The sequence below is a fragment of the Natronorubrum halalkaliphilum genome, assembly GCF_009834785.1.
GTDB classification, from domain to species: Archaea; Halobacteriota; Halobacteria; order Halobacteriales; family Natrialbaceae; genus Natronorubrum; species Natronorubrum halalkaliphilum.
Genome location: NZ_WUYX01000041.1, coordinates 20920 through 40583 on the forward strand (window position 1 = coordinate 20920; position 19664 = coordinate 40583).

The 19664-nt window shown below is 65.5% G+C and carries 16 protein-coding genes; 14 read left to right on the top strand and 2 right to left on the bottom strand.

The genetic code is table 11. The annotated features are described in order from the left end of the window. Nucleotides 1-15 precede the first annotated feature (15 nt). The 3 genes from GS429_RS21890 to GS429_RS13385 all read left to right on the top strand — a co-directional run bounded on the left by GS429_RS21890 (nt 16) and on the right by GS429_RS13385 (nt 2854). Nucleotides 16-618, top strand: a complete 603-nt coding sequence (locus tag GS429_RS21890; RefSeq protein WP_201294015.1) for a methyl-accepting chemotaxis protein — start codon at nt 16-18, stop codon at nt 616-618. Between the two features lie 107 nt (nt 619-725). Continuing rightward, the gene (locus tag GS429_RS13380; RefSeq protein ID WP_160065873.1) at nt 726-2147 is read left to right on the top strand and encodes an APC family permease; all 1422 of its coding nucleotides are present in this window, start codon (nt 726-728) and stop codon (nt 2145-2147) included. Then, complete coding sequence (locus tag GS429_RS13385) at nt 2144-2854, top strand: universal stress protein (RefSeq protein WP_160065874.1); 711 nt, start codon at nt 2144-2146, stop codon at nt 2852-2854. The genes GS429_RS13380 and GS429_RS13385 overlap by 4 nt, the downstream gene beginning before the upstream one ends. Nucleotides 2855-2889: 35 nt before the next feature. On the opposite strand, the gene GS429_RS13390 is transcribed toward GS429_RS13385, so the two are convergent. Beyond that, nucleotides 2890-3744: a universal stress protein gene (locus GS429_RS13390; RefSeq protein WP_160065875.1), complete on the bottom strand. Its 855-nt coding sequence runs from the start codon at nt 3742-3744 to the stop codon at nt 2890-2892. 172 nt (nt 3745-3916) lie between these two features. On the opposite strand from GS429_RS13390, the gene mutS reads away from it, so the two are divergent. Further along, nucleotides 3917-6571, top strand: a complete 2655-nt coding sequence (gene mutS / locus GS429_RS13395; protein ID WP_160065876.1) for a DNA mismatch repair protein MutS — start codon at nt 3917-3919, stop codon at nt 6569-6571. Nucleotides 6572-6611: 40 nt separating this feature from the next. Here the strand turns inward: mutS and GS429_RS13400 are convergent, their stop codons facing one another. Next, nucleotides 6612-7907, bottom strand: a complete 1296-nt coding sequence (locus tag GS429_RS13400) for an MFS transporter (protein WP_201294016.1) — start codon at nt 7905-7907, stop codon at nt 6612-6614. 123 nt (nt 7908-8030) lie between these two features. Between GS429_RS13400 and GS429_RS13405 the strand changes: the two genes are divergently transcribed. From GS429_RS13405 to GS429_RS13450, 10 genes are all read left to right on the top strand, one after another. Further along, nucleotides 8031-8828, top strand: coding sequence for an SDR family NAD(P)-dependent oxidoreductase (locus GS429_RS13405; protein WP_160065878.1), 798 nt, complete (start codon nt 8031-8033; stop codon nt 8826-8828). Nucleotides 8829-8890: 62 nt separating this feature from the next. Continuing rightward, a complete protein-coding gene (locus GS429_RS13410) occupies nt 8891-9343 on the top strand; it encodes a hypothetical protein (protein WP_160065879.1) in 453 nt (150 codons plus the stop codon). A 201-nt stretch (nt 9344-9544) separates the two neighbouring features. Further along, nucleotides 9545-10441 (top strand): 4-hydroxy-tetrahydrodipicolinate synthase, encoded by an 897-nt coding sequence (gene dapA, locus GS429_RS13415; RefSeq protein WP_160065880.1) that lies wholly within the window; start codon nt 9545-9547, stop codon nt 10439-10441. 27 nt (nt 10442-10468) lie between these two features. Beyond that, on the top strand, nt 10469-11461 hold the full coding sequence (locus GS429_RS13420; protein WP_160065881.1) for a hypothetical protein: 993 nt from the start codon (nt 10469-10471) through the stop codon (nt 11459-11461). A gap of 126 nt (nt 11462-11587) precedes the next feature. Further along, a complete protein-coding gene (mutL, locus tag GS429_RS13425) occupies nt 11588-13852 on the top strand; it encodes a DNA mismatch repair endonuclease MutL (protein WP_160065882.1) in 2265 nt (754 codons plus the stop codon). A 212-nt stretch (nt 13853-14064) separates the two neighbouring features. Beyond that, nucleotides 14065-14274 (top strand): hypothetical protein, encoded by a 210-nt coding sequence (locus tag GS429_RS13430; RefSeq protein ID WP_160065883.1) that lies wholly within the window; start codon nt 14065-14067, stop codon nt 14272-14274. A gap of 95 nt (nt 14275-14369) precedes the next feature. Beyond that, the gene (rtcA, locus tag GS429_RS13435) at nt 14370-15485 is read left to right on the top strand and encodes an RNA 3'-terminal phosphate cyclase (protein ID WP_160065884.1); all 1116 of its coding nucleotides are present in this window, start codon (nt 14370-14372) and stop codon (nt 15483-15485) included. A 132-nt stretch (nt 15486-15617) separates the two neighbouring features. Further along, nucleotides 15618-16571 carry a bifunctional 2-dehydro-3-deoxygluconokinase/2-dehydro-3-deoxygalactonokinase gene (kdgK1, locus tag GS429_RS13440; protein ID WP_328821389.1) on the top strand — a complete coding sequence of 318 codons (954 nt, stop codon included), beginning with the start codon at nt 15618-15620 and terminating at the stop codon, nt 16569-16571. Between the two features lie 232 nt (nt 16572-16803). After that, complete coding sequence (locus GS429_RS13445; protein ID WP_160065885.1) at nt 16804-18060, top strand: PGF-CTERM sorting domain-containing protein; 1257 nt, start codon at nt 16804-16806, stop codon at nt 18058-18060. Nucleotides 18061-18158: 98 nt separating this feature from the next. Further along, nucleotides 18159-19619 carry a dihydrolipoyl dehydrogenase family protein gene (locus GS429_RS13450; protein ID WP_160065886.1) on the top strand — a complete coding sequence of 487 codons (1461 nt, stop codon included), beginning with the start codon at nt 18159-18161 and terminating at the stop codon, nt 19617-19619. Nucleotides 19620-19664: the final 45 nt, after the last annotated feature.

Below are 19664 nucleotides of genomic sequence, written 5' to 3' on the forward strand. Positions count from 1 at the left end.
GCCGGACGGAACTCCGTGAGAACCGGTCGCGCTGCCGGAGCCGTCGCCGTCGGAGACGTCCACAAAAGCCTTGCATGCTATCGAGCTTCGCAAACCGGTGATTCGCTCAACGGCCGCGAATTCGGGAACGACTTCCCATCGACCACTGTCTGTCAGTCCGCGGTCGAGACGCGGAGCGAGGCGCACCACCAACAACTCGAGGCGCACGCCGAGAAACGGGAGGCAGTTCGGTCGGACCTCGAGGAGAGTCTCGACGATCTCGCGACGGTCGCGAACCGGATCAAGGACGGGACGGGGGAAATCAGCGAAGTCGCAGACGAACAGTCGGCGTCGGTGGCGGAGATCGCGAGCGAACTGTCCGACCTCGGTCCGACCGTCGAGGAAATCGCATCGAACACGGAAGAGGTGAGCGCGACGACCGAACACGCGGCGGAGACCGCCGTCGTTCGGCGGACGGACAATCTGCTGGCCTCAGCGCCTCGACTGAGGCTGCAATCACGGCGGAGACTGCGGCACTCGCCGCCACGAACGCGGAGGGCAACCCGCTGCTCACCGACCTCTCTGGGATGGACGAACGATCGACAAAGTCTGGTCACGTCGAGAATATCTCCTCACTAATCGTGTTTGTTTGTACACTTGGGTGCGTTAGGAGAGTATAATCCAACACATCGTGGATGAAACGATAAGACCGTAAAGCTATCTGTCCGGCAAAAGTCACGATGAGTATGGGTGGTGAACCGCCGCCGGCCGACGGGGCCAATATCGAGGGCGAGTCGCCCCAGGCCGAACCGACCCTCGAGACCGACGAAGCGACGATTACCGACGACGCCGAACTCGAGCGAACGCTCGGACTCTCGGGCGGTCTCGCGATCGGCATCGGGACGATGATCGGCGCGGGTATTTTCGTTTTCCCGGGACTGGCCGCCGGACGGGCCGGGCCCGCCGCGGCGGCATCGTTCGCTATCGGAGCCGTCGTCGCCTTGCTGGTCGCGCTGCCGGCCTCCGAACTCGCCACCGCGATGCCCAAGAGCGGCGGCGGCTACTACTTCATCTCGCGAGGGTTGGGGACGCTCGCGGGGGCCGTCGTCGGGCTGTCGCTGTGGTTCGGGCTCGTCTTTGCGACGGCGTTCTACCTCGTCGGTTTCGGCTACTACGCCGTCGATACGCTCGCCGAACTCGGGATCGCGGTTGGCGAGGGGCTGGTCATCCCGATCGCGTTGCTGTTCGGCGCGGGCTTTACGATTCTCAACGTTACGGGGACGGAAAACGCGGCGAAGCTCCAGAACGGAATCGTCGCGTTGCTGTTGTCGATCCTCGTCGCGTTCCTCGGCTACGGCGGCCTCGATGCGGTCGGACTGATCGGTGACCCGGCGACGCCCGAACAGTTCGCGCCGTTCGGCCCGGTACCCGTCCTGACGACTGCAGCGCTCGTGTTCACGTCGTATCTCGGCTTCGCACAGGTGGCCACCGTCGCCGGGGAGATGAAAGATCCCGGCCGGAACCTCCCGCTGGCGATGGTCGGGTCGGTACTCGTCGTCGGCGTCTTCTACGTCGTGACGATCTTCGTCGCCACGAGCGCGTTCGGGTCCGAGCAACTCTCGCAGTTCGGCGAGACGGCCATGGTCGAGGTAGGTCGCCACTACCTCGGTGCTGCCGGCGCGTTCGCCATCGTCTTCGGCGGCCTGCTCGCGACGATGTCCAGCGCCAACGCGTCGGTTCTGAGCACCTCTCGAGCCATCTACGCGGTCTCGAGGGACGCTCTGCTCCCGAAACGGGCGAGTCGGATCAACCTCCGCTACGGCACGCCACATGTCGCCCTGGGGCTGGCCGGCGGCCCGATTCTCGTCCTGACCGCGACGGGCGAGGTCGAACTCCTCGCCGAGGTCGCGTCCTTCCTGCATCTCATCATGTACGGGCTAATCTGCGTGGCGCTGATCGCACTGCGTCGAAACGAACCCGACTGGTACGACCCCGATTTCCGGGTCCCCGGCTACCCCGTCGTTCCGGTCCTCGGAGCGATCTGCAGTTTCGCGCTGATCGGATTCATGCAACCCGCATCGCAGATCGTCGGCGTCGCCATCATGCTCATGACCGCCGGGTGGTACGCCTATTACGCCCGGGACGTGAATCTCAAGGGAGAACTATGACACGAGTGCTCGTTCCGCTGGCGATCCTCGAGGGCGAATCGGCGTCGCCCGGGCTGACGACGCTGCTCGAACCGGTCGACGTGACCGTACTGGGTTACCACGTCCTCCCGGAACAGACGCCGCCAGATCAGGCGAGAGCGCAGTACGAAGATCGAGCGGTCGACGCGCTCGAGGATCTCACGTCGACGTTCCGCGTCGGCGGCGGCCACGCCGATCACCGGCTCGTCTTCACTCACGATCGGGAGCAGTCGTTCGATCGGATCGCCGCGGAAACGGCGGCCGACGCCTACGCAATTCCGGGAACGAGCGGCCAGGTCGACCGACTCCTGGTGGCGCTGACGGGCGACGTCGCCGTCGACCGAATCTGCTCGTTCGTCGGCGACCTGATCGGCGCTCGCGAGATCGGCGTTACGCTCTTTCTGGCGACCGACGACGAGGAGGGCGGCCGCGACTTGCTCGAGGCGGCCGCTACCACGCTCTCGGCGCGCGAAGTCGACGTCGAAACGGAACTCGTCGTCGACGCGCCGCCGTTCGAGGCGCTGCTCGAGGCGGCGGCCGTCCACGACGCCATCGTCGTGGGTGAACGAGCGCCGTCGCTTCGATCGTTTCTCCTCGGCGAGGAGGCCGAACGCATCGCCGTCGAATCGGTCGCACCGGTGCTCGTCGTTCGTGATATCGAGCGCGACGGCGCGAGCGAACTCGAGTGACGGCCGGAACCGACGCCGCCTGTTCTCGAGCGGCGTCAGGAGGGGTCGTTGGTTGTGGCGTTGGTAGCGTCGGCGTCGCTCTCGCCGTCGAACGTATCCACGTCCCCGTCGACGATCTCTTCGTCGTCAGTTTCTGCGCCTTCGCCGGTCCCGATCTCGGCGTCCCCTTCGAGGTACTCGCCGCGAATCACGAGGACCGGGTCGACCGTCCGTTTGGCCAGCCGCTCGGCGCGGTCGCGGAACACGTAGCGGCGGATCGACGGCCGACTCTCGCCGACGACCAGCAGGTCGTGGTCCTCGGCGGCCTCGAGGATCGCCCCCGTGGCCGAGTCGTCGACGACGACGCTGGTCCCGATACGATCGGCGTCGATCCCTTCGTCGACCAGCTCCGAGCGTGCCGTCTCGAGGAGCTTCGAACCGGCTTCTCGCCGTGATTCGCTCGAAGCAGCGTGAAAGAGCGTTACGTCGATATCGGTTCCGTCGAGTACCGTCCGGACCAGTCGCGCGATGTAGTCAACGTTGACGTCGCTTCGGAGCGCGACGAGCATCGTCTCGAGGACGGGGGCGGGGTTGAGTACCAGCACGGCATCACACGATTCGGCCACCGTGACGCGTTCGAACGTCGTCAGCCGGTCGTGGGTGAACACCACACGCGACGTAACGTCGCAGCCGGCGTCTTCGAACACGCTCCGGAGCTCGTCGAGTTCGGCTCGCACGCGGTCGCCGTACTGCTCTCGCGCCTGTTCCGGCGCGGTCTGATCGGGTATCTCGCGGTAGCCGAGCAGGACGACCGGAATCGATGCGAAGGCGTCGACGACGGCCTGTGGAACGCTCTCTCCCTCGAGGACGTCGACCGGAACCAGCACGCGATGGTCGCGGGTGACGGTCATGACTTGGTGGTGTCTACCTCTCCAACGGTCAGCGTATTATATCCCCGCCAGTTCGTAGACGGCGGTATTTGAGTCGCGGTCTCGAGCGGTCGTGGCTCCTTCCCTGCGGACGAGCCACTGATCACCCCGCGGATCCCGCAGGGTTTTTGCGGTGGAAGGACAGTCACCGGGTATGACAGAGGCGACGGGTATCGTCGGGGAGTTCTTCTCGCTCAAGGAAGAGACCGACGCCGACGTGCTGACGATGCAGTGTGGTGACTTCTACGAGTTCTTCGGCGAGGACGCCGAACTCGTCAGCGACGAACTCGACCTGAAAGTCTCTCAGAAATCCTCTCACGGGTCGTCGTATCCGATGGCCGGTGTGCCGATCGACGATCTCACGCCCTATCTCAAGGCCCTAGTCGAGCGCGGCTACCGCGTCGCCGTCGCCGACCAGTACGAAACCGACTCCGGTCACGCACGCGAGATCGTCCGCGTCGTGACGCCCGGCACGCTGCTCGAGACGACCGACGCGGACGCACAGTACCTCGCGGCCGTCGTCGACGGCTCGAGTACGGCCGGTAGGGACGGCTACGGCCTCGCGTTCGCCGACGTGACGACCGGCCGCTTTCTGGTCGCCGAAGCCGACGACGCCGCCGACGCGCTGACGGAACTCTACCGGTTCGATCCCGTCGAGGTGTTACCCGGCCCCGAGGCTCGAGGGGACGACGATCTGCTGGGTCAGGTTCGGGAACGGATCGACGCCGCACTCACGCTCCACGAGACGGAGCGCTTCGCGCCGAAACGCGCCGCTCACGCCGTCCGAGAGCAGTTCGGCGAGGAGACCGTCGACCGACTCTCGGTCGGCGATCCCGCCATCGCGGCCGCCGGCGCGATTCTCGACTATGTCGAGGAAACCGGCACGGGCGTTCTCGCCTCGATGACCCGCATTCAGGCCCACCACGGCGACGACCACGTCACGCTCGACGCGACCACCCAGCGCAACCTCGAGTTGACCGAGACGATGCAGGGCGATCGGAAGGGATCGCTCTTCGCGACGATCGACCACACCGAGACCAGCGCCGGCGGCCGCCTGCTGAAGGAGTGGCTGCAGCGTCCGCGGCGGTCGCTCGAGGCCCTCGAACGCCGACAGGAGAGCGTCGCGGCGCTGTCGTCGGCGGCGCTGGCCCGGGACGAACTGCAGGACGCCCTGGACGAGGCGTACGATCTGGCGCGGCTGGCGTCGAAGGCGACCCACGGAAGCGCGGACGCGCGGGACTTGCTGGCCCTCCAGAACACGCTCGGCGTGCTTCCGGAACTCGCCGACGCGATCGCCAACGATCCCGATCTCGCCGACTCGCCGCTGACCGAAATCGTCGACCGGCCGGATCGAGAGGCCGCAGCGAGCCTGCGGGAGACCCTCGAGGAAGCCATCGCCGACGATCCGCCGTCGACGGTCACCCAGGGAGAACTTCTCCAGTACGGCTACGACGACGAGTTAGACGAGGTGATCGACCGCCACGAAGCGGTCAAACGGTGGCTCGATAGCCTGGCCGACCGCGAGAAGAGCCAGTATGGCCTGAGTCACGTGACCGTCGACCGGAACAAGACCGACGGCTACTACGTTCAGGTCGGCAAGTCGGCCGCTGATGGGGTGCCGGATCACTACGAAGAGATCAAGACGCTGAAAAATTCCAAGCGCTTTACGACCGACGAGTTGGAGACGAAAGAGCGCGAAATCCTTCGGCTCGAGGAGCAACGCGGCGACCTCGAGTACGAACTCTTCGAGGAGCTACGCCAAGAAGTGGCGGCGAACGCCGAACTGCTCCAGGACGTCGGCCGCACGCTGGCGACGATCGATGCGCTCGCGAGTCTGGCGACCCACGCCGCCGAGAACCGATGGGTTCAGCCCGGACTGCACCGCGAGGACCGTCTCGTACTCGAGCAGGGTCGTCACCCGGTCGTCGAGCAGACGACGGAGTTCGTGCCCAACGACGTGCGGATGGACGAGGACCGCGGCTTTCTGGTCGTCACCGGCCCTAACATGTCCGGGAAGTCGACGTACATGCGACAGGTCGCCTGTATCGTCTTGCTCGCACAGGTCGGCAGCTTCGTTCCCGCCAAGGAGGCCGAAATCGGGCTCGTGGACGGGATTTTCACCCGCGTCGGCGCGCTCGACGAACTCGCGCAGGGCCGGTCGACGTTCATGGTCGAGATGAGCGAACTCTCGAACATCCTCCACACCGCGACCGACGAGTCGCTGGTCATCCTGGACGAGGTCGGCCGCGGAACCGCGACGTACGACGGAATTTCGATAGCCTGGGCCGCGACGGAGTACCTGCACAACGAGGTGCAAGCGAAGACGCTCTTTGCGACTCACTACCACGAACTGACCGGCCTCGCGGAAAAACTGCCTCGCGTCGCCAACGTCCACGTCGCCGCGGATGAACGAGACGGCGATGTCACGTTCCTTCGGACGGTCCGAGACGGCCCGACCGACCGCTCGTATGGAATTCACGTCGCCGATCTGGCGGGGGTTCCGGACCCCGTCGTCGACCGCTCGAGGGACGTCTTAGAGCGCCTGCGCGAGGAGAAGGCTATCGAAGCCAAAGGCGGCTCCTCGAACGAGCCCGTTCAGACGGTGTTCGACGTCTCGAGCGGCCAGTTCCGCGGCCCGGCCAACGCCGACGGCGGCGAACCCGCCGAGGAGGAAAACGGCGAAACCGTCGATGCCGACGCCAAGGCCGTCCTCGACGATCTGGAGAGCCTCGACGTCAACACGACGCCGCCGATCGAACTCGTCTCGAAGGTTCAGGCGTTACAGCAGCGACTCGAGGACACCGAATAACTGCTGGTCCGATGTACCAGCGTCAGCTTTCGCGACGACATCAGTCACCCGGTGCGGGCTCCTCTACCACGGTCCGCGTCGTGTGAGCCCGCTTGGCCGTGACGACGAAGCCGAACGTCGCGACCACGATGAATCCGGCGGCGAGGAAAAAGCCGGCCTCGGTGGTGACGAAATCCATCGTCGTGCCGATGAGTACCGGTCCAGCTACTTGTCCGAATTTCCAGGAGAGTGACCGCAACGACATCGCGCTCGCGACCGAGTCGTACCGTTCTCCCTCGTCGACGAACAGCGACATACTGGCGGGGAGACGGATGGAGTCCGCGATGCCGAGCAGCGAGTAGGCGGCAAAAAGCGCGAAGAACGCGCCACCAAGCACCTGGGTGTCGCCGAGGAACGATACTTCGATCGGATCGATCCGCCCCTCGGCGTAGGCCGCCAACGGGATCGCGGCGGTGCCGATTCCGTACAGGATGGCTCCGCCGGCGACGAAGTAGTGCTCTCGTCCGTAGCTGTCGGTGAGGTTGCCGACGAGTCCCTGCGTGAGCGCCTTCGTGAGCTTGCCGCCGGCCATGATCCAGCCGATGGCGAACGCCGAGATGCCGAACGTCGTTCGCGCGTAGATGGGGAGAAAGATGATCACCGCCATCTTGCCGAAGCTGAACATGAACCGAAAGCCGACCAGCGCTCGGAGCATGGGAAGCCCGAGAAGCGATCGGAACGTCTCTACGCCGCCTGCTTCGTCGGGATCCTTCCGTCCGCCGGGGTTGTCACGGAGGAAGGCGAACACGAGAACGAAGGTTCCGAGCGTAACCATCGAAAGGACGACGTACGTCGTGGAGAACCCGTACGCGTACAGGAGATAGCCCCCGACCAGATCACCGGCTAGCGAGGAGATCGATGCGAACTGGTTGTAGGACCCGAGCCACCGGCCCTGTTGGTCGTCGGGGCTGATTTCCCCGATAATCGTCGCGCCGGTGATCCAGAGGACGCTGGCTCCAAGCCCCTGGAGCATCCGGATGAGCACGACGTGGGCGGCGTTGTTCACGAGCATGAAGCCGACGAAAACGGCGATGTTGATCAGAAATCCGACGAGCAGATACCGCTTGGCGTTCCCGGTGTCGACTTTCCGTCCGAGAGGCAACACGATGAGTAACTGCACGACCGCGAAGGCGGTCCCGAACAGGCCCTCGACGAACCCCGTCGTTCCGAAGAGGTCGGCGTACAGTGCCAGCGCGATTAGAATTGTCGAATACGCCTGACTTCTGGCGAACGCGGTCCCGGCCAGCGCCGCGAACTCTCGATTCTTCAGGAGGGCGATAGAGGTGAACCGTGTCACTCGACTCGACCTTTCGATTCGAAACAACCAGAGGGGGTCTAAAAATCTCTCGAACTCGCGTCGGAAACGGCGCAGTCGTCAGCCATCGGTAGAATTTTGAGCGGGGAGAAACTCGTTACCACGATGCACGAACCGGACTTCGACGTTGCTGGACAGACTGCAATCGTCACGGGTGCCAGCCAGGGAATCGGGAAGGCAATCGCGGAGACGCTCGCCGCGGGCGGCGCGAACGTCGCGATCTGTTCGCGATCGATGGACCGAATCGGTCCGGTCGCCGAGGGAATCAACGACGCCGCTGTCGACGGCGAGGCGCTCGCGGTCGAATGCAACGTCCGCGAACGCGAGCAGGTCCAGAACCTCGTCGACGAAACCGTCGAGACGTTCGGCGACGTCGACGTGCTGGTCAACAACGCCGGCGGGGAATTCGTCGCGAACTTCGAGGACATCTCGGCTAACGGCTGGGAAACCATCGTCGACCTCAACCTGAACAGCACTGTCCACTGCACGCAACTCGCCGGCGAAGTCATGCGCGAGGGCGACGGCGGCGTCATCATCAACCTCTCGTCGGTCAACGGCCAGCACGCCGCGCCCGGCGAGAGCCACTACGGCGCGTCGAAGGCGGCGATCATCCGGCTGACCGAGACGCTCGCCGTCGAGTGGGCCGATGACGGCATCCGCGTCAACTGTATCGCACCGGGCCTCATCCAGACCCCCGGCGTCGCCGAGACGCTTGGCATCGACAGCGAGGCCATGCCGCCCCGCGAGAAAACCGACCGGCGTATCGGCCACAGCGAGGAAATCGCCGATATCGTCCAGTTCCTCGTCAGCCCCGCCGCCTCCTTCATGAACGGCGAAACCGTGACGGCGAAGGGCGTTCCACGGGCGGGGAACTCGATGTCGCAGGATCTGGGCCTCGAGTAACGACCTGCCCTCGAACGACCGGGACGTTATATTTTATCAACCATTGTTTCGAATAGCGGGGCATGCCCTCCAGACGGACCGTACTCGGTCTCTCGAGCGGTGCGGCGATAGCAACGACTGCCGGCTGTCTGGGAACCGTCCGCGACCGATTTGAGTCGGACCCCGACGTCCTGTTGGAGCGAATCGTCGTTACGAACCTGACTGAGACGGACCGTTCCGCCGAACTCGCCGTCGTTCGGGACGGCGAGGTCGACCTGTGGCAAACGTTCGATATCGAAGGGAAAGCGGGACAGACCGTCGATTCACAGCGAATCCCCATAGACGAACTCGGCGAACCGGTCGAAGCGTACGAAATCGGCGCGAACGTTGCAAACGTCGGCACCAGGTGGTTCGATCTCGACGACGCGGTGTCCGAGGCCACGACTGACCGGTGTCAGGAGGCGGACAAGTCGATACAATTCTACGTCGAGATTCGATCCGACGAGTGGATCGGATCGATCGTTTTCTGCGAGTGATACGGATTGCTGTAACTATGTACCGCCGATCACCAGGGACGTGGTCGGTGATCGGCGGTCATTGACTACAGTAAACCGTATGAGTCACGAAGATCGGAATCGACGACCTGCAGTCAATTCACGTCCGATCGCACAGTAGTCGTGCGATCCGTGACATGAACAGCAGGTACGCTTTTGCGCTTACCGAAAAATCCTCCCGATATGGATCTTCCCGAGGCACTCTCCGGAATCACCACACCCCTCGTGACGCCGTTCGAGGATGGATCAAGCCAAATCGACGAAGACGCCTTCACCGACCTGATTGACCACCTCCTCGAGGCCGGCATCGACGGCGTTTTCCCCTGCGGAACGACGGGCGAGTTCGCCAGCCTCTCACGCGAGGAACACTCCCGCGTCGTCGAACTCGCGGTCGAACACGTCGACGGCGAGGTACCGGTACTCGCCGGTGCAGCAGCAACGAGCGTTCACGACGCAGTCGCCCACGCGGAAACGGCAGCCGAACTCGGCGCCGACGCCGCGGTCCTCACCCCGCCGTACTTCCACACGGCGAACGCGCCCGAAGGGAACCAACGATTCCTCAAGCAGGTCGCCGATCGCTCTCCGCTGCCGATTCTCCTCTACAACATCCCGGTCTGTACCGGTCAACGGATCGAGCCCGAGACGCTCGCGGCCGTCGCGACCCACGAGAACGTGATCGGAATCAAGGACTCGAGCGGCGACCTCGAGTACTTCCTCTCAGTCCTCCGGAACACGCCCGACGAGTTTCTCATGCTGCAGGGGTACGACGCCTTGCTCGTCCCCGCGCTGCGGATGGGTGCCGACGGCGGCGTGAACGCGCTCTCGAACGTCGCTCCCGAGGAGTACGCCGAACTGTACGAGACGGCCCACACCGAGCGCGGCGAGGAACTGCAGGATGCCATCGCCCCGCTGTTCGACGCGTGTGGAAGCTACGGATTCGGGCCGGCGACGAAGACCGCACTCGAGTACCGCGGCGTGATCCCCTCGGACGCGGTTCGGCCGCCGCTGGTCGAGGTGCCCGAAGACGGCCGGGCAGCGATCGGCGAGAGCGTCGACGGACTAGTCGAGTCAGGAGACTAATAGGTCCTCGGATCGAACGACGGGGTGATGACCGCCCTCGAAGGTGATTCGGACGGTGGAATGACTCGCGATCCCGGTTCCGGTTCCGATTCCGATTCCGACCCCGTTCCCCCTCCCGATCCCGCCCCCACCGACACTCTCGAGCCCGAAACCGGCGTCGACTGGCCCGCCGCACTCGCACTCTATCTCGCGTCCGTCGCAGCCGTGATCGTCGGCGTGATCGGGGTGACAGCCGGCGGCTCGAGCGACGTGATCATCGGCCTCGTTCCGACCGCGATCACAGGCGGCGTCCTCTGCGGGGCGATCGTCGCCAGAGCGAACCCCGACCTCGCGCTCCGACTCGGTGCCTGGCGCTGGCGCACCGTCGCGCTCTGTCTCCCGGCGGTGGCCATCGCGGGCGGCGTCGTCGCCCTCGCGGCGTTCGGTCGCGTTCCGGGGAACTGGCACGTCCCGCTCGCTGCTGCCGCACTGATCGGAATCGGACTGTCGGGGCGCCTCCTCGCGCTCGTCGCCCGCGATACGTACGTCGGCGCGGCGATCGACCGCGAGCGGGCGGCGACCACGACCTGGACGTGGCACCAGTCGGGGACCCACACCGGCATGCTCGGACTCGGGCTGGGGCTGCTCGCGGTCGCGGCGTTCGTCACCGTTCATCGGGGCCAACCCCCGATCCGAACGCTCTTCGCGGCGTCGCTCTGCGTGGCGTTCGGCTGGGAACCGACCGTCTCGATTCCGAAACCCGGTGGCGACGCGATCACGCTTTCCCCGTTTCCGGGCATGGCGTACGAACGCGGCGAACTCCGCGCCTACGAGGCCGGCCTCGTCTTCGAACCCAAGCTGATCCCGTCCTACCGGCGGTTCGTTCCGTGGGATCGGACTAGCGATCGCCGACTGACCGACGAGCGACTCGTCCTCGAGCGCCGCGTTTGCCCCGATATCCGCTGTGACCGGTCTCACATCGATGACCCGGAACGCGTTTTCAAAGCCCTCGAACCGGACGGTCTCCAAACCACAGATTAACTTCGCTCGAGTGAGACCGAGAGTCGTGAACCGAACGCACGGACTCGAGGACGCGGGCGAGCGCGACCGACGTCGCTCCTGGCCCCGATCCGATCCTCGATCCGACGTTCACCCGCCCATCGAGCTATGACCGAAGACACACCACAGGACACCCACATCCACCAGCTAGACGAGGATACCGTCGCCCGCATTGCGGCCGGCGAGGTCGTCGAGCGACCCGCCAGCGCGGTGAAGGAACTCGTCGAGAACAGTCTCGACGCCGACGCCGATACGGTCGACGTGACCGTCGAAGACGGCGGTACCGAACTCATCCGAGTCGCCGACGACGGCCGCGGGATGAGCGAGGCCGACGTCCGCGCCGCCGTCCGCGAACACACGACGAGCAAGATCGACGGCCTCGAGGATCTGGAATCCGGCGTCGCCACCCTCGGCTTCCGAGGCGAGGCGCTGCACACGATCGGTTCGGTCTCGCGGGTGACTATCGAGTCGCGACCTCGAGACGGAGACGCGGCCGGCGGCGCAGGGACGAAACTCGTCTACGAGGGCGGCGAGGTGACGACCGTCGAACCGACGGGCTGTCCGGCGGGAACCATCGTCGAGGTGGACGACCTTTTCTACAACACGCCGGCCCGACGCAAGTTCCTCAAGACGACGGCGACGGAGTTCGCCCACGTCAATCGCGTCGTCACGCGCTACGCGCTCGCGAACCCGGGCGTGGCCGTCTCGCTGACCCACGACGGCCGCGAAATATTCTCGACGACCGGACAGGGTGATCTGCAGGCCGCCGTTCTGTCCGTCTACGGCCGCGAAGTCGCCTCGGCGATGATCCCCGTCGAGGCCGAGGGTGACGACCTGCCACCGGGCCCCCTCGAGTCTGTCTCCGGCCTCGTCTCCCACCCCGAGACGAACCGCTCGAGTCGGGAGTACCTCGCTACCTACGTCAACGGGCGCGCCGTCACCGCCGACGCGATCCGCGAGGGGATCATGGGCGCGTACGGCACCCAACTCGGCGGCGACCGCTACCCGTTCGTCACGCTCTTCCTCGAGGTCCCCGGCGACGCCGTCGACGTGAACGTCCATCCCCGAAAGCGGGAAGTGCGGTTCGACGACGACGATGCCGTTCGCCGACAGGTCGACGCGGCCGTCGAATCGGCACTGCTCGAGCACGGCCTGCTACGCTCGCGGGCCCCGCGCGGGCGGTCGGCTCCCGACGAAGCGCGACTCGCTCCCGAGAGCACTCGAGGAACGGAGAACGGTTCTATCGACGAAATAACCGCGCGGGATCCCGATGATTCGCCATCGGATACCGGCTCGAGCGCCGTGAACTCGGCTGCTACAGGCTCGAGTAACGAGGGCCCGAACGATACGGACCCGAGCGAGTCGGCACCCGCGGCCGACGATGCCGACTCGAGCGTGTCGTCTCGGACCGATTCAAACTCGCGCCGCGAACCGGCCCACCACCAGTCGGTCGATGTCCGGGATAGCGGGGTCGCGGAGACGGACGTCGATTCGACGGCCGACTCGGGCGGGGGCGGGACTGCGAGCGACCCTCCATCGTCCGATTCGAGTACCGGCGCATCCGACAGCCCGGACAGGAACACCGACACGGCGACTGAGCCGGCGGCGACGCGTGGCGACTCGAGCCCGGATCGGGCTCGAGGGCGGGACCGAAACCAGGATCCAGGCCCGAATTCGGACCAAAATCCAGACTCGGAACGCAAGTTCACCCCCGAGACCGAACAGCGAACCCTAACGGGCGAGGCCGCAACCGGCGACAGAAATGACTTCGACTCGCTGCCATCGCTGCGCGTGCTCGGGCAACTCGACGACACCTACCTCGTCTGCGAGACCGACGACGGACTCGCCCTGATCGACCAGCACGCCGCCGATGAGCGGGTGAACTACGAACGCCTGCAGCGGGCGTTCGCGGCCGACCCCGCGGCGCAGGCGCTGGCCTCGCCCGTCGAACTCGAGTTGACCGCCGTCGAGGCTGAGGCCTTCGAGAGCTACCGCGAGGCGCTCTCGCGGCTCGGTTTCTACGCCGACCGCATCGACGATCGGACGGTGGCCGTGACGACCGTTCCCGCCGTGTTCGAGGAGACGCTCGAGCCCGAGCGGGTTCGGGACGTGCTGGCGTCGTTTCTCGACGGCGACCGCGAGTCGGGCGCAGAGACGGTCGACGCGTTGGCCGACGAGTTTCTGGGTGATCTGGCGTGCTATCCCTCGATTACGGGCAATACGTCGCTGACGGAGGGATCGGTGGTCGACCTGCTCGCGGCGTTAGACGACTGCGAGAACCCTTACGCCTGTCCGCACGGGCGACCGGTGATCGTCCGGTTCGACGAGCGCGAAATCGAGGATCGGTTCGAGCGGGATTACCCGGGTCAGTAGGGGTATCGGAGCCGCTGAAACGATTTACACGACGATCGTGAAGTCGTCATGCGTCGGGTGGACGGTGACTTTCGGTGGCTGCTATCGTCCGCCAAGAGTACGGTCGATCCGAACTGACTAACTGGCCGTACTGAACGCTGTCGATCGTCTCTGTGGCAGATATGGCTAATTCAAGCTGGCCGCTTAACTCCGTTTGGCGCGCAGAGCCAGCTATGAACGTGCCCACCGATCGACTCTTGATAATGATCATCGTCGCGACCGGTTTCGCCGTCGTCGTCGGCGGCTGGGCGGCGTCCCTCGTCCACGCCGAGGCGACGGGGATGGCAGAGGTCGGGCTTCGAGTCGTAATCGCCGCTATCTTCTTCGCGATTCTACTCGGGTTCTGGCTCCTGTTTTCCGGTCTCGACCGTAACACGGCCTAATCGCTTCCGCCACGCTCTTTCGTTTTCTTTTTCGAGCCGATTCCGCGAGCGCGAGTATCGCCACCGATACGCCCCTCGAGGCCGAACTCATCCCCATGACCGCCGTGCGCGAACTCGACGGCGCGAACGCGGGCGGACAGTTCGTTCGAACCGCGCTCACGCTCTCGGTGCTGAAGAACCGACCCGTTCGAATCGCGAACGTCCGCGGCGATCGGTCGACGCCCGGACTCCGCCACCAGCATCTGGCAGTTCTCGAGACGCTGGCCGAACTCTGCGACGCCGACGTGTCGGGAGCCGAACTCGGTGCCGAGACGATCGAGTTCGATCCCGGCCTCGAGTCGACCGCGGGGGCGAGCGACTGGCGCGGTCAGGGGCCGGGCAGACTCCCCGGCGGGGAGTACGCCGTCGATATCGGCACCGCCGGAAGCGCGACGCTGCTGTTCGACACCCTGTTGCCGCTCGCGTCGGTGCTCGAGTCGCAGCTGTCGGTGACGGTTACCGGCGGGACGGACGTGTCGTTCTCACCGCCGCTTGACTACTCGCGGCACGTCAAACTCCCGCTCCTGCGTCGGATCGGGCTCACGGCGGTGTACGAGGTCGACCGCCGGGGGTTCTTCCCCGATGGCGGGGGTCGGGTGACGCTTCACGTCGCCCCCTCCGAACTCGAGTCGATCGATCTCACCGAACGCGGCCCGCTCGAGGGCGTCCGACTCTACTCGACCGAGTCGGAATCGCTCGCGGATCGGGACGTAGCCTTCCGACAAGCCGAAGGAGCCATCGAGCGACTCGCACTGGAGGAGCACGGTCTCGAACTGCTCGAGCGTCGGGAAACCGCGGTCGCGAGTCCGTCCCCAGGGTCGGCGATCGTGCTCCGCGTCGATCACGGAACGGGGATCGCGGGCTTTGCGGCGCTGGGCGAGCGGGGAAAACCGGCCGAGCGCGTCGGCGAGGACGCGGCCGACGCGGCGAATCGATTTCTCGAGGATGCGGCCGACCAGCCGGCCCCGGTCGACAGACACACGGCCGATCAGTTGCTCGTCTATCTCGCGCTCGAGGGCGGCCGCGTCCGAATTCCCGCCGTGACCGACCACGTCGTCTCGAGTTGCGAGTTGCTCGCCGAGTTCGGTGCATCGGTCGAAATCGAACGCACTGACGCGCCCGCGGACGACGAACCGGCGCTCGTCGCAGTCGATTCGCCGATCGACCTGTAGCCGGAGGCGGTCGCGTCTCCCGCGAACGTGACGGACGTTCGACAGACCGCCACAACTTATGCCACAGCCGTTCGTTGGGTCGAGCATGGCTGACGTAGACACCTGCAGTGATCCGGTCTGGAGGGCCGAGCCGTGAGTGACATCGTCACCTTCGGCGAGACGATGTTGCGGCTCTCGCCGCCGGCAAACGAGCGACTCGAGGACGTCGACGAGTTCGAGGTTCGTGCGGCCGGGGCGGAGAGCAACGTTGCGATCGCCGCCCAGCGACTGGGAGCGACGGCGACCTGGCTGTCGAAAATTCCGGAGACGCCGCTCGGCCGGCGCGTCGTCGGCGAACTCCGCCAGCACGGGATCGAGACCGACGTCGTCTGGAGCCACCGCGGTCGACAGGGAACCTACTATCTGGAGCGAGGGGGCAAGCCGCGGGGAACGAACGTGATCTACGATCGGGAACACACCGCGATTTCGACGGCGGAGGCCCGCGAGTTCGACGCCGACCGCATCAAGGACGCTCGCGTCTTCTTTACGTCCGGGATCACGCCGGCGCTCTCCTCGACCCTGCGAGAGACGACGGCGAACCTGCTCAACGCGGCCAGACAGGGCGGGACGACGACCGCTTTCGACTTCAACTATCGGCGCAAGCTCTGGTCGCCCGAGGAGGCGCGGGAAACGCTGACGAGACTGTTTCCGGGCATCGACGTACTCGTTATCGCCGCCCGAGACGCCCGGACTGTCCTCGGCTTCGAGGGCGACCCGCGACAGCTCGCGCACAAACTCGGCTCGCAGTACGACTTCACGACCGTCGTCGTCACCCGCGGCTCCGAGGGCGCAGTGGGCTGGCACGACAGCGTCGTCCACGACCAGGACGCCTACGAGACGGAAACCGTCTCCCCCATCGGCACCGGCGACGCCTTCACCGGCGCGTTCATCGCTCGCCGCCTCCACGGCGACGACGTCCCCAAGGCCCTCGAGTACGCCGCGGCGACGGCCGCGCTCAAGCGGACCATCCCCGGCGACGTCGCGCGGGTTTCCAAGGAAGAAGTCGACGCTATCGTCAAGGAGGGCGGGACGGAGATTTCCCGGTAAGCGGCATTCAACGCTTCGTACGGTCGAAATTGGGCGGGCGGTACGACTCGAGTAGTCGCCTGATACGGTTTACTGTAGTCAATGACCGCCGATCATCGACCCCGTCCCTGGTGATCGGCGGTAACTAGTTACAGCAATCCGTATGAGAGGCGGGTGATCCGGGTGCCAGCCGAGACAGTTTGACGGATTTGTCAGAACTTCTTTTATAAGACTCTCCGAAATTCGGGGTACGATGAATCGAGGTGTTACGCTCGTCGTTGCACTGCTCGTGGTCACCAGCGCCGCCGGAATGGCGATGGGGGCCAGTGCAGGTGCGACGACGCCGACCGAATCGGAAGCGAGTACGAACAATCAAGGAAGCGAAGCGTACGCCGGTGCACACATCGCGTTCGACGTCGAGAGTAACGCGATCGCTGACTACCAGATCGGCGGCGAGGAGACCTTCTCCTCGGTCGCCGTCCAGTCTCAGAGCGAGACTGAGACCGAGGCCGGTCTCGGCGCTGACGTCGACCTCGAGACGATGACGACGCTCGAGGCTGCCGACCTCTCGCTCGCCGCACAGTCACGGACGAACGCGCAGGTGGAGGCCCAGAGCGGTGCGACGCTCTCTGCCCACGACACCGAACGCGGAACCCTCGTCGTCGAGAGCGGCGGCGAAGACCAGTACGTGAAGGCGGAACTCGGCGCCGGCGCAACGGCGTCGGACGACGGTGACCGCGTTCGCGTCGAAACTGACGGTCACGAGGGCACGTTCATCGTCGTCGGCGACGGTGAAGTGACCGTCAACAGCGAGGGCGACGTGACCGCCGACCTCGAGGCCGACTCGACGCTGGCGTTCCGTGCGTATGCGGACGGCGAGCGCGACGAGAACGCCGAGTACGAGGAGTCGCTGATCGCCGACGGGAACGCGGCAGTCGAGGTCCACGTCGATCAGCGCGACGGCGAGGCGGTCGCCGACGTGGCTACCTACGGGCAGGAAACCAGCGCTGCGGTCTCCCAGGAGACCCAGAATCGGGTCGACGTGACCGTCGACCGCGCCGTCCACGAGGGAACGGTCGTCGTGACGACCGTCTCGGAGGAGGCCGTTGGAAGCGTCGAGGATCTCGAGGTCCGCGTCGACGGCGAGGCCGCGGCCGAAGCCGCCTCGCAGACCGAACTCGAAGGGGCGATCGGCGGCGACGAGTCGCGGTATCTGGTCGCCCAGCAGGCCGATGCGTCCGCCGAGGCGACGCTCTACATCGCGATCAATCACTTCTCCGAGCGAACGGCGACGATCGACGGGAGCGACGACGGCGATGAGACGAGCGGCGATACCGACGCGGCGGGCGATGACGCCGACGAAACTGACGCGGAAGATAGCGACGAATCGGACGACGCGGACGGCGAAGAGGGCGACGACGCGGGTGCCGGCGACAGCGTGCCCGGCTTCGGCGTGGGCGCGGCGCTCGTCGCGCTGCTCGGTATCGCAGCCGCACGCGTCCACCACTGACCCGTCGACCTCCGCACTTTCGTGAGTTCGCGATTTCCGATCTCGCAGAACGTCCGTTTCGGACGAACGCCTTTTTGTATCGACGCTGTACCACGGCTATGGTACACGTTGCGATCGTCGGCGCGTACGGCAGCGCGGGCGTTGCCGTCGCCGACGAACTGCTCGAACGTGCCGACGATTTCGACACTCCGCTCGAACTGACGCTGATCGACGACGGCGATCCCGGCGGCGGACTCTGTATCCTCCGCGGCTGCATGCCGAGCAAGGACGTGCTCTCGGCCGGCAAGCACCGCTATCAGGCGCGTCACGACGACCGTCTCGAGGGCGTCCCCGAGGTCGATCCCGAGGCTGTCGTCGCCCGGAAGGACGAGCACGTTTCCGGGTTCGCCGAGCATCGACGGAGCCACGTGCACGGCCTCGCCGAGCGCGAGGACGTGGAACTCGTTCGCGAGACGGCCCGATTCGTCGACGACAGGCTGCTCGAGGTCGGCGAGCGACGGATCGGTCCCGACTACGTCGTGATCGCAACCGGTTCCGTACCCAACATTCCCGACCTTCCGGGCATCGAGGGGGTTTCGCCCCGGACGAGTGCGGACGTCCTCGACGCGACCTCGTTTCCCGACTCGGCCGTCGTGATGGGCCACGGCTACATCAGTCTCGAACTCGGCCCCTACCTCAGCGAGGTCGGCGGCGTCGACCTTACCGTGATCGAACACGACGACCGTCCGTTAGACGAGATGGAACCGGCCTACGGCGAAACGCTGCTCGACCTCTACCGGGACCAGTTCGATATCGAGGTACTGAGGAACACTGACGAGCGGCGCGTCGAATCGACCGCCGACGGGGGAGTTTCCGTGCTCGTCGATCAGCACGGCGAGGAACGCACCATCGAGGCCGACGAACTGTACTGTTTTACCGGTAGACGGCCCAATCTCGACGGATTGGGACTCGAGCGAACGCGACTCGAGCCCGAAGACGGCTGGACCGAGTCGACGATGCAGGCGGTCGACGACGACCGCGTGTTCGTCGTGGGCGACGCCAACGGCCGCGAACCGATCCTGCACGTCGCCAAAGAACAGGGGGTTGCGGCCGCCGAAAACGTCGTGAATCACGCGACAGGCGAGGACCTCGAGCCCTACACGAACGTCCCCCACCACGTCATCTTCTCGGGGCTCGGCACGTATCCGTTCGCCCGTCTCGGTCACACGCCCGCGACGGCCGCCGAGTCGGATATGGAGTCCATCGTCGTCACCCGCGAGGCGTCCTCGGACGGCGTGTTCAAGACGAAAAACCACCCCGAAGGGCGGGCGACGCTGATCGTCGACGCCGACGACGGTAGCGTGATCGGCTTTCAGGGCCTACACCTCCACGCCGACGTGATGGCGAAGACGATGCAGGTCGTCGTCGAGATGCGACTCGACGTGCGCGAGGTACCCGATCGGGCGTATCACCCCACGACGCCCGAAATCCTCGACGGCCTGTTCCGAGACGCCTGTGCCGAACTCGCGGATCGACAGGAGTGTGTCGGGAGCGATGATTCGCGCGATATGGCGCTGTAACGCCGTGCTATCACGGATCCAGAAATCTTTATGCTTCTTCGTGGC

What these genes read in the sequence shown, in the direction of transcription:
- dapA (WP_160065880.1), top strand. Translation starts at nt 9,545, where the DNA reads ATGGATCTTCCCGAGGCACTCTCCGGAATCACCACACCCCTCGTGACG.
- rtcA (WP_160065884.1), top strand. Translation starts at nt 14,370, where the DNA reads ATGACCGCCGTGCGCGAACTCGACGGCGCGAACGCGGGCGGACAGTTC.
- mutS (WP_160065876.1), top strand. Translation starts at nt 3,917, where the DNA reads ATGACAGAGGCGACGGGTATCGTCGGGGAGTTCTTCTCGCTCAAGGAA.
- GS429_RS13405 (WP_160065878.1), top strand. Translation starts at nt 8,031, where the DNA reads ATGCACGAACCGGACTTCGACGTTGCTGGACAGACTGCAATCGTCACG.
- GS429_RS13385 (WP_160065874.1), top strand. Translation starts at nt 2,144, where the DNA reads ATGACACGAGTGCTCGTTCCGCTGGCGATCCTCGAGGGCGAATCGGCG.
- GS429_RS13410 (WP_160065879.1), top strand. Translation starts at nt 8,891, where the DNA reads ATGCCCTCCAGACGGACCGTACTCGGTCTCTCGAGCGGTGCGGCGATA.
- mutL (WP_160065882.1), top strand. Translation starts at nt 11,588, where the DNA reads ATGACCGAAGACACACCACAGGACACCCACATCCACCAGCTAGACGAG.
- GS429_RS13430 (WP_160065883.1), top strand. Translation starts at nt 14,065, where the DNA reads ATGAACGTGCCCACCGATCGACTCTTGATAATGATCATCGTCGCGACC.
- GS429_RS13380 (WP_160065873.1), top strand. Translation starts at nt 726, where the DNA reads ATGGGTGGTGAACCGCCGCCGGCCGACGGGGCCAATATCGAGGGCGAG.
- GS429_RS13420 (WP_160065881.1), top strand. Translation starts at nt 10,469, where the DNA reads ATGACCGCCCTCGAAGGTGATTCGGACGGTGGAATGACTCGCGATCCC.
- GS429_RS13450 (WP_160065886.1), top strand. Translation starts at nt 18,159, where the DNA reads ATGGTACACGTTGCGATCGTCGGCGCGTACGGCAGCGCGGGCGTTGCC.
- GS429_RS13445 (WP_160065885.1), top strand. Translation starts at nt 16,804, where the DNA reads ATGAATCGAGGTGTTACGCTCGTCGTTGCACTGCTCGTGGTCACCAGC.
- GS429_RS13390 (WP_160065875.1), bottom strand. Translation starts at nt 3,744, where the DNA reads ATGACCGTCACCCGCGACCATCGCGTGCTGGTTCCGGTCGACGTCCTC.